Here is a 10,104-nt window from a genome sequence, read left to right on the forward strand (position 1 = left end):
ACCTGTCCTTCAGCGACCTGGGAGTCAGCCACCAAGGAGCCAGCAGCCGGCCACGCTTCACGCCTGGAAAAGCCGCCTCACCACCTGCCCGGCGGCGAGCGCATCGAGTCCTTCGTTGATCTCGGCGAGGGGCCTGGTGTCGGTGTGCAGCAGCTCCACGGGCAACCGGCCGTCGCGCCAGTATCCCAGGTAGAGGGGAATGTCCCGGTCCGGTACGGCGTCGCCCATGTACGAGCCCAGCAGCCGCTTGCCCGCCCCGGCGAACTGCAGGGCAGGCACTGTCAGCTCTGCAGTGGGGTGCGGCAGGCCGACGGAGACCACGGCGCCGCCCCTCGTCACGTGCCCAAGGCAGGACGCGATCACCCGGGCCGAGCCCACGGCCTCAACTGCGATGTCCACACCGTCACCGGCGGCTTCGGCGATCAGGCGGGCGGCGTCCTCCGGAGTCCCCACCGCTGTTGCACCGCACTCCATGGCCAGCCCATGCTTGGCGGTGTTGGGATCAATCGCAATAACGGCGGAAGCACCGGCGAGCGCCGCGGCCATAACGGCCGAAAGCCCCACCGCGCCGAGCCCGAAAACTGCCACGGACTGGCTTTCCTGGATGGCGGCCGTGTTGAGGACTGCGCCCATTCCGGTGAGCACGGCGCAGCCGAACATCGCCGCGACTGTGTCGGGGACGTCGTCGTCAATCACCACCACTGACTCGCGGGCAACCACCGCATAATCCGCGAAGGCCGAAACTCCAAGGTGGTGGTTGATCCGCTCCCCCGCGGGCGTGCGCAGCAGGGCTTCGCCGTGCAAAAGGTCACCCGAGCCGTTGACCTCTGCGGCCCGGTGGCAGAGCGCGGGCCGCCCCGCCCGGCAGGCACGGCAGGAGCCGCAACTGGGAACGAAGACGAGGACCACGTGGTCCCCCACGGACACGTCCGTGACGCCCTCGCCCACCGCGGCCACGCGCCCTACTGCTTCATGCCCCAGTGCCATGGGAAGCGGCCTGACGCGGGAACCGTCCACCACTGACAGGTCCGAATGGCACAGGCTGGAGTAGGTAATTGTGACGCCAAGCTCGCCGGCGCGGGGTTCGGGACGGCTGAGCTCCTGGACCACCAGGGGCTGCGCTTCGGCATAGCTGGTGCCTGAAGGAACTGTGGAATAGAGGACTGCTGCTCGCATGGTGTTCCTGACCTTAGGTGTGTGGACACGCGGCTGCCCGGACCTGCGGGGCATGCAGGTCCGGGCAGCCGCCCTGTCCGTGGTGCTGTGCCGTGAGGAATGCCTGTCGGCTTTATTTCTTGGCGGCGGCCAGAAGATCGGCCGTGCCCTTCGCGTCGGCGGCATCGACATCATGAAGTGAGATGCCGCGGGTTTCCTTGAGGAAGAAGACGGAGACCGCGGTGACCACGCAGGCGCCCAGGAGGTAGAACGCCACCGGAAGGGACGAACCGAAGCTGCCCAGCAGCGAGCTGGCGATGATCGGCGCCAGGGAACCGGCCACGATGGAGGTCACCTGGTAACCGAGGGAAACGCCGGAATACCGCATGCGGGTGGGGAACATTTCCGCCATGATGGACGGCTGGCCGGCGTACATCAGGGCGTGGAACAGCAGGCCGATGGTGATGGCAGCCAGGATGACGAGATCGTTGGCGGTGTCCATCATGGGGAAAGCGAAGAAGCCCCAGGTTCCGGCGAGGATTGCACCGGCCATGTAGACCGGGCGGCGTCCCAGGGAATCCGACATCTTGCCCACCAGCGGGACTGCGCAGAAGTGGATGAAGTGTGCCACCAGCAGGAGGAGCAGGATGCGGGATGTGTCCGTCTGCACAACCACTTTCAGGTAGGTGATGGAGAACGTGACAACAAGGTAGTAGAGGATGTTCTCCGCGAAGCGCAGGCCCATGGCGGTGAATACGCCGCGCGGGTACCGGCGGAAGACCTCGGCCACACCGTAGCCCTTGTTCTCGACGGTGACTTCCTTGCGGGCCTCCAGGAAGATCGGCGCGTCCTGGACTTTGGTGCGGATGTAGTAGCCGATGATGACGATCACTGCGGAGAGCCAGAAGGCTACGCGCCAGCCCCAGCCGAGGAAGGCTTCGGGGGAAAGGGTGGAGGAGAGGGTGAACAGCACGGCCGTGGCGAGCAGGTTGCCCATGGGGACGGCGGACTGCGGCCAGCTGGACCAGAAACCGCGGGACTTGTTCGGGCTGTGCTCGGCGACGAGCAGCACAGCGCCGCCCCACTCGCCGCCTACTGCGAAGCCCTGGACGAAGCGCAGGAACACCAGCAGGGCAGGGGCCCAGTAGCCGATCTGCGCAAATGTGGGCAGGCAGCCCATGAGGAAGGTGGCAACACCCACCAGGATGATGCTCAGCTGCAGCAACTGCTTGCGGCCGAACTTGTCGCCAAAGTGGCCGAAGACGATGCCACCGATGGGGCGGGCAACGAAGCCGACGGCGTAGGTGACGAAGGCTGCAATGATGCCGTCCAGCTCTGTTCCGGAGTTGGGGAAGAACAGCTTGCCGAACACCAGGGTGGCGGCGGAGGCGTAAAGGAAGAACTCGTACCACTCAACCACGGTGCCGGCCATGGAGGCCGTGACGACTTTCTTCAGGCCGGAGGCCTTGACATCGGTTTCCTCGGGCCGCCGCGCGGCGGACTTTTCCGTACTCATTGATGAACTCCTTCGGCGTCTTCTTCGACACCACTGGGACAGGCTGTGGCGGATACGTGTGATTTTGGCCACGAACCGCCGGGTCCCAACGAGTATGGTCCGCCTGAACGCCAAGCTCAACGGCGAATCATGCAGAGGCTATCTGCATAAATGCACATCCACTTGCCCGCGAACCTCGGTTTTAGTCCGAGAGATGTGCCCTGAGCTGGTGGCCCAGCTGGCCTATTTCCGTCAGGAAGCCGTCATGGCCTATCGGCGCTGTGATGAGGTGCACGTCCACTTCTCCGGGGAGGGCTGCGGCAAGTTCGCGGGACTGGGCCGGGAAGTAGAGGCGGTCCGAGTCCACGGCTGCCACGAAGAAACGCGCACCTGACCGCGCCAGGGTCTCGGGAAGCGGCCCCCTACCCCGGCAGATGTCGTGGCTCATCAGGGCCTCGGTGATGGCGATGTAGCTGTTGGCATCAAACCGCCGGACCAGCTTGTTCCCCTGGTGGTCCAGGTAGCTTTCCACCTGGTAGCGGCCTCGGTTGGCCAGGACCCCGCCCTGCAGGGGTGACTCCGGAGCCTGGGGTGCGCGGCCAAACCTGCCTTCCAGTTCCGCCGCGGAGCGGTAGGTGATGTGCGCAATCCGCCGGGCCAGGGCCAGGCCATCCTCGGGAAAGGGGCCGCGGTAGTAATCGCCCCCGTTGAAATTCGCATCCTGGCGGATCGCCAGGGTCTGTGCCTGGGCAAAGGCAATCTGCTCGGCTGTGCTGGCAGCGCCGATGGAGATCACTCCGCAGCGCTGCACCCGTTCGGGGAAGGTGATGGCCCACTCCAGGGCGCGGGCTCCGCCCATGGAACCGCCCAGCACCGCAAACCAGCTCTTGATTCCCAGCTTGTCGGCCAGCCGGGCCTCCGCCACAGTGCTGTCCCGCAGCGTGACCAGGGGAAACCGGGATCCCCAGGGAGTCCCGTCCGGTGCCGGCGAGGACGGCCCCGTGGACCCGTAGCAACCGCCCACAATGTTGATGGACACTACAAAAAAGCGGTCCGTGTCCACCGGTGCACCCGGCCCGGCCAGCTGCTCCCACCAGCCCGGTTCATCGGTATCGCCACGGGTCACGTGGGTACTGCCGGTCAGTGCGTGCTCGATCAGGACGGCATTGCTGGCGTCCGCGTTGAGGGTGCCCCAGGTTTCGTAGGCCAGCGTGACGTCCGGCAGGTAGCCGCCGGCTTCAAGTTCCAGTCCCCCAATGGAGGCATAGCGGACTATTCCGTGTCCGGAAACGGTGGTACGGGCGACGGTAACCGTCATGGCAAGACCTCTTCTTACGCGCTTGCCTGCCGTCGAATGACCGGCAGGCCAGGTCTTCACCCGGGGCACCCCACCGCGGAAGGAGGGTTGCCGGCCAGCAAGCCGGGGCTGTCACTGGCACTCATGACCTGGTTCGAGTGTACGAAACAGCACCCGCCTGCCGCCAAGAGTGTGACTGGTTGTGACGGTCCCGGGCCCGGCAGGCACGCCCGCCCGGCCCGGGACCCCGCCGTCGGCCCTTGCTCCTGCTCAGGCGCCCGTGGCCGCCTTGGCGGCACGGAAGCCCGCTTCCAGGTCGGCCAGGATGTCATCGATGTGTTCGATTCCCACAGACAACCGGACCAGGCCGGGCGTTACCCCGGCCACCGCCTGCTGCTCCGGGGAGAGCTGGCTGTGGGTGGTCGACGCGGGATGGATGACAAGGGAGCGGACGTCACCGATGTTGGCCACATGGGAGTGCAGTTCGAGCGCGTCCACGAAGCGCTTGCCGGCCTCCGCCCCGCCGGCGAGGTTGAAGGACACGATCGCGCCCGTGCCCTTGGGGCCATATTTGCGGCCCCTCTCGTACCAGGGGCTGGAGGGCAGCCCCGCGTAGGCGACCGATTCGACGTCGTCACGCGCTTCCAGCCACTGCGCCACGTCCAGGGCGTTGGCAACGTGACGCTCCACGCGCAGGCTCAACGTTTCCAGCCCCTGGGCAATGAGGAAGGCGTTGAACGGGGAGACGGCGGAACCAAGGTCCCGGAGCAGCTGGACGCGCGCTTTGAGGATGTAGGACAGGTTGGCGCCCAGGGCACCGTCCTTGCCGAGGTCGCGGGCGTACACCAGCCCGTTGTAGGTGGGGTCCGGGGTGTTGAAGCCCGGGAACTTCGCCGGGTCCTTGCCGAAGTCGAACTTCCCGGAGTCCACGATCACGCCGGCAATGGCGGAACCGTGGCCGCCCAGGTACTTGGTTGCCGAATGGATCACGATGTCCGCTCCCCATTCCAGCGGCCGGATCAGGTACGGGGTGGACAGGGTGTTGTCCACAATGAGGGGCACCCCGGCATCGTGGGCCACCTGGGAGATACCTTCTATGTCCAGGACGTCCTGGCGGGGGTTGGAGACCACTTCCCCGAAAAAGAGCTTGGTGTTGGGCTGCACGGCGTCGCGCCACTGCTCCAGGTTGTCCGGGTCCGCCACGAAGGTGACCGAAATGCCGAACTTCTTCAGGGTATGGGCAAAGAGATTGTAGGTTCCGCCGTAAAGGCTGGGGCTTGCGACGATATGGTCGCCGGCTTCCGCGATGTTCAGGACAGCGAAGGTTTCTGCGGCCTGGCCTGAGCTGAGCAGCAGTGCCCCGAGCCCGCCTTCAAGGCTGGCGATCCGCTGTTCCACGGCTTCCTGGGTGGGGTTGCCGATGCGGGTGTAGATAGGTGCCAGTTCAGCAAGGGCGAAACGGTTGGCGGCGCTCTCGGCGCTGGGGAACACGAAGGACGTGGTCTGGTAGATAGGGAGTGCACGGGCGCCCGTGGCACTGTCCGGCTCCTGGCCTGCGTGGATCTGGCGGGTTTCGAATGACCATCCGTTGGACATCTAAGGCTCCTTTGACTGGGCCCGGCATGCTCAAAGCACCGCGGGCCGCGCTTGCTGTCCGGCCTTTGCCGGACAGCCAGGTCCTCACCCGGGGCACCCCACCGCGGAAGGAGGGTTGCCGGCCAGCAAGCCGGGGCTTGGTGCTGGCGCTCATGACCTGAGCCCAGTGTAGGAACAGCATGTGCCCGCCGCCATGAGTGTGACCGGTTGTGACTTCCCCGCCCTCCTGCGGGACGCACCCCGCCGGACGCAGCGCTGGGAGGCACCGTATGTTGATCTCCCAAGGTTCCGCAGAAGATGCGCAGGATTGCGCGAAGTTTGGCCGTTTGCCACCGGTCCCCCGTTAGATTTGAGCCGGGAACCCGTCTCATCGCCTTTCAGCTTCCATACCAAAGGAACACTTCAGTTGCCCCAGTTCTCTCGCCTGGCACGTCGCACCGTCCTGCTCTCCGCCGTCGCCCTCTGCTCAGGCGCGGTGGCAGCCGGTCCCTGGCCGGCATCCGCAGCACACGCCGCTCCTTCTGCCGCTGCTGACGATGGCGGCCGCTACCTTGTGCAATTCGCTCCGGGCAAGGACGTCGCGGCCGAGGCGGCAGCCCTCCGCGCCCAGGGAATCGGCGTCAACAGAACATTTACGAAGGCGGTGAAGGGCGCGGCCATCGAGGCCAGCCCGGGGCAGGCTGCCGCCCTGCTGCGCTCAGGCCGGGCCGCAACAGTGGAGCCGGACCACGCTGTCACGGTCTCCGAGGTGCAGCGTAACGCGCCGTGGGGCCTCGACCGGATCGATCAACAGGCGCTGCCCCTCTCCGGCTCCTACACACCTGCCGCCTCCGGCCAGGGCGTCAGCGCCTACGTAGTGGATACCGGGATCCTCGCATCCCATGCCGATTTCGGCGGCCGGGTCAGCGCCGGATGGACAGCAAAGGCTGACGGCCTGGGATCAAGCGACTGCAACGGCCATGGCACGCACGTGGCAGGAGTCATCGGCGGCGCCGTCCATGGTGTGGCCAAATCCGCCACCCTCGTTCCGGTGCGGGCACTCGCATGCGATGGCTCCGGCCTCTATTCGGACATCATCGCGGGGCTGGACTGGATTGCAGATCATCACCGCCCTGGCACCCCCGCCGTAGTTAACCTGAGCATCGGCGGACCCACCAGCAGCGTGCTCGACGCAGCAGTCCAGGCCGTCATCACCAACGGCCTCCCGGCCATTGTCTCAGCGGGGAACAACGCCGTTGACGCCTGCACGGCTTCTCCAGCCCGCACGGCGTCGGCGATCACGGTCGCGGCAAGCGATTCTTCGGACCGCCAGGCCTCCTTCTCCAATTTTGGCAAATGCGTTGACCTCTACGCGCCGGGCGTCGGCGTCAGCTCCGCCTGGCATACTTCCGCAACGGCCACGGCGTCACTCAGCGGAACGTCCATGGCTACGCCGCATGTGGCTGGTGCTGCCGCTGTCCTCCTCTCAGGCAACCCCCTTTTGACCCCCAGCCAGGTGACCGACCGGCTGCTCTCGTCCGCGACGGGAGGAAAGGTTGCAGGATCCGGAAGTGGAACGCCCAACCGTCTGCTGTACACCGGATCGGCTTCCGTCAACAACTTTTCGGTGGCGGGGGCGATCGGGGCCAAGTACGACTCAATGGGCGGACCAACGTCCCAGCTGGGCGCGGCCATCAGCCAGGAACAAACAGTCCAGGGCGGAGCGCAGCAACAGTTCCAATACGGGTTGATTTTCTGGTCGCCCCAAGGTGGGGCACACCCGCTGTGGGGTGCCATTGAGAAGAAGTGGTTCAACGGGCATGACTCGGGCTACCCCATCCGGGACGAGGAGTCTCTGGGCGGCGGAGCCATAGCCCAGCACTTCACGAATGGAACCATGTACTACACACCGCAAATTGGCCTTCACTACATCGGCGCCGGAATCCGGGAGGCGTGGTGGAATAAGGGCGGCCAGACCGGCGTAGCCGGCTACCCTGTGTCCGATGAGAGCCGCTGGCTTGAGGGAGGTGCGGTCCAGGCTTTCCAGGGTGGAACCTTTTACTTCACACCTCAGTATGGAACCAGGCTGCTGCAGGGGGCCATCCGCTGGGAGTATGAGCGGAGGGGAGGCTACGCCTTTATCGGGCGCCCGGTCACGGACGAGTACTCCTTGAATACGTCCACTCGTGCCCAGCGCTTCGAAAACGGCATCATCTACTGGTCCAACGGAAGCATATGGACCGAACGGCTCTAAAGGTGTTGATGGCGTGCCGTTGCGATGCCGGCGAAGCGACGACAATCGCTCAAAACTACCGGCGTGATCCCCCGGGCAGCCCCACAGATGCCAGCTGCAGGAGTTGCAGCGGCACCGTCCGCCTCATCGCCAGCACGTCTGGTAACAGTGTCCAGGGCTGGCAACAATCGGACCCTCGGCTTGTTGTGGGCGTGAATTTCAGCACGACTGAGAGCCCGGAGCCCAGTAAGGCTACCCTTAGCTGAGAGCCCGATCACAAAGTGCCAAGATGTTGCCATGCGCATGGATCACGTCTCTTACGCCTGTGAACACGATGGCCTGGCTGCCACCACTGACCGGATTTCCTCTGCCCTCGGCGTCGAGGCAGTAAAGGGTGGAGTCCACCCGCGGTTCGGAACCCGGAATATGATCATCCCGCTCGCGGGGCACAAGTACCTTGAGGTCGTTGAGGTCCTGGACCACCCGGCTTCGGACAAGGCGCCCTTCGGCCAGGCAGTGCGTGCACGATCTGCAGCCGGCGGCGGCTGGATGGGCTGGTGCGTCGAGGTAGATGACCTGGCTCCCTTCGAGGAACGCCTTGGCCGCTCCTCGGTCAACGGCAACCGTAAGTTCCCTGACGGCCGCGAACTGGTTTGGAAGCAGATCGGCATCCTCGGCCTGATCGCGGACCCCCAGGTCCCGTACATGCTCAAGTGGGAGGGCGATCCTTCCCTGCACCCCTCCAACGCTTATGAGAGCAACGTCAAGATGAGTTGCCTCACCATAGCCGGCTCTGCCGCCCGGGTAACCGAGTGGCTGGGTGAACCCGTGGAGAAGCCGCTGGAAGACGTAGCCGTGGAGTGGGTGGCACCGCACGGAACCCCCGGGATCCTTTCGGTGACTTTCGAGACCGCCAACGGGGCAGTCACTATCTGATTCTCCCCTCCCGGCATGGGTTCGCCCCCGCCGGGTATCAACCCGGGCAGATACTTGAGACTGCCCGCCTAAGCTTCGGCCGCCATCAGCAGGTGACAACGGCGTCACCCGCCGATGGCGGCCGAATTCGTCTCCGAGCAGTTCTGGTTTGCCTGGTTTCCCGCGCGCCCGGCCTCTTCCGGCGTAAATGTCAGACCCTCCCCCCATGATTAGTGCATGGGCAGCGAAGCGGTGGAGAAGGCGTTTGCGGACATCAGGGCCGCCCTTGCTGTGCTCAATGCGGAGGTGGACGCGTGTGGTTCAGAGCCGTTCTCGGCTGCTGATCCGTTGGCCGGGCTGGCCGATGGGACCCTGGATATTCTCGCCGGTGCCAAGGAAGCAGAAGCCGGGCTCGCAGGCCTGAAAGCCCGGGCTGCCATGAAGTACGCGGACACCGCCCACGCCCTTGCCCCTCCCGGGGCGCCGGTGCAGGCGCAGGACATGGCCATCACCGCGGAAATCGGGGCAGTACTGGCCATCGGGCCGCGGGCCGCAAGCTCGTTCCTGGCCGCGTCCCACGCCCTGGACACGACCCTGCCCCTGACCCTCTCAGCCCTGCAGGCCGGAGCAATCTCCTGGCAGCACGCCCAGGCCCTGGCGGACGAGGCAGCCACCCTCGACCCCGCCGGCGCCGCGGCCCTCGAGGCCCACTTCCTCGACCCCAACACGCCCAGGCCCACCACTGCGGCAGCGGTCGGGGAAATCCCCGCGCACCGGCTCAGGCACAAAGCCCGCACCTGGCGCGAACGCCACCACGCCGAATCGATCGAGAAACGCCACGCCAAGGCTGTGGTGGACCGGCGGGTCGAGTACCGGCCGGACCAGGACGGCATGGCCTGGCTTTCGGCCTATCTCCCCGCGCATCAGGCCGCGGCGGGCTGGAACCGGCTCAACGCCCTCGCCCGGGCCGCACAGGGACCCGATGAGCCCCGGACCCTCACCCAGATCCGGGCCGACGACTTCGCCGAAGCGATCCTCACCAGCGGCAGCAATGGCGGTAGCAGTCGCGGGTGTGACGACATTTCCAGCGTCCTTGCAGGCAACAGCACAGGTACCAGCGACGGGGCGGGTGCCGGGATGGATCCCGCCGGGCTGTCGTCGGCGGTCCGGGCACAGGTCCTCGTCACCGTGCCGGTATTCTCCCTGACGGGAGAGACCGATGAGCCGGCCATGCTCGACGGCTTCGGGCCGATCCCGCCGTCCATGGCGAGGGACCTGGTTGCGAACGGTGCCGATTCGTTCCACCGGGTCCTCGTTGATCCGCGGGACGGGGCGCCGTTGGAGATCGGGCGGACCAGCTACCGGGTCACCAAAGCGATGCGGAACTGGCTGCGGATGCGGGACGGCAAATGCCCCTTCCCCGGCTGCAACAAC

7 protein-coding genes and 2 riboswitches are annotated in these 10,104 nt (G+C 65.9%); of the genes, 3 read left to right on the plus strand and 4 right to left on the minus strand.

The features are described 5' to 3' along the window. Positions 1-57 precede the first annotated feature (57 nt). The 4 genes from ACIQF4_RS15485 to ACIQF4_RS15500 form a co-directional block, all read right to left on the minus strand. Positions 58-1,176, minus strand: coding sequence for an alcohol dehydrogenase catalytic domain-containing protein (locus ACIQF4_RS15485; RefSeq protein WP_400516419.1), 1,119 nt, complete (start codon positions 1,174-1,176; stop codon positions 58-60). A gap of 112 nt (positions 1,177-1,288) precedes the next feature. Then, positions 1,289-2,671, minus strand: coding sequence for an MFS transporter (locus tag ACIQF4_RS15490; RefSeq protein WP_400579997.1), 1,383 nt, complete (start codon positions 2,669-2,671; stop codon positions 1,289-1,291). 181 nt (positions 2,672-2,852) lie between these two features. Continuing rightward, entirely contained in the window at positions 2,853-3,968 is a 1,116-nt protein-coding gene (locus ACIQF4_RS15495) for a homoserine O-acetyltransferase (RefSeq protein ID WP_400517869.1), read from the minus strand. 13 nt (positions 3,969-3,981) lie between these two features. Beyond that, a riboswitch (SAM riboswitch) is annotated at positions 3,982-4,097 on the minus strand. Between the two features lie 120 nt (positions 4,098-4,217). Further along, positions 4,218-5,543, minus strand: coding sequence for a bifunctional o-acetylhomoserine/o-acetylserine sulfhydrylase (locus ACIQF4_RS15500; protein ID WP_400517868.1), 1,326 nt, complete (start codon positions 5,541-5,543; stop codon positions 4,218-4,220). Between the two features lie 42 nt (positions 5,544-5,585). Continuing rightward, positions 5,586-5,701, minus strand: a riboswitch (SAM riboswitch). A gap of 248 nt (positions 5,702-5,949) precedes the next feature. Between ACIQF4_RS15500 and ACIQF4_RS15505 the strand changes: the two genes are divergently transcribed. From ACIQF4_RS15505 to ACIQF4_RS15515, 3 genes are all read left to right on the plus strand, one after another. Continuing rightward, positions 5,950-7,776, plus strand: coding sequence for a S8 family serine peptidase (locus tag ACIQF4_RS15505; RefSeq protein ID WP_400517867.1), 1,827 nt, complete (start codon positions 5,950-5,952; stop codon positions 7,774-7,776). Between the two features lie 276 nt (positions 7,777-8,052). Continuing rightward, a complete protein-coding gene (locus ACIQF4_RS15510) occupies positions 8,053-8,691 on the plus strand; it encodes a VOC family protein (protein WP_231454438.1) in 639 nt (212 codons plus the stop codon). Between the two features lie 216 nt (positions 8,692-8,907). Beyond that, positions 8,908-10,104: DUF222 domain-containing protein (locus ACIQF4_RS15515; protein ID WP_400517866.1), on the plus strand; the 1,197-nt coding region annotated here is incomplete at its 3' end.

Origin of the sequence: Pseudarthrobacter sp. NPDC092202, assembly GCF_044755505.1 — a bacterium.
Lineage (GTDB): Bacteria > Actinomycetota > Actinomycetes > Actinomycetales > Micrococcaceae > Arthrobacter.

Coding starts and splice junctions, on each gene's coding strand:
- ACIQF4_RS15510 (WP_231454438.1), top strand. CDS start 8,053: ATGCGCATGGATCACGTCTCTTACGCCTGTGAACACGATGGCCTGGCT.
- ACIQF4_RS15495 (WP_400517869.1), bottom strand. CDS start 3,968: ATGACGGTTACCGTCGCCCGTACCACCGTTTCCGGACACGGAATAGTC.
- ACIQF4_RS15485 (WP_400516419.1), bottom strand. CDS start 1,176: ATGCGAGCAGCAGTCCTCTATTCCACAGTTCCTTCAGGCACCAGCTAT.
- ACIQF4_RS15490 (WP_400579997.1), bottom strand. CDS start 2,671: ATGAGTACGGAAAAGTCCGCCGCGCGGCGGCCCGAGGAAACCGATGTC.
- ACIQF4_RS15500 (WP_400517868.1), bottom strand. CDS start 5,543: ATGTCCAACGGATGGTCATTCGAAACCCGCCAGATCCACGCAGGCCAG.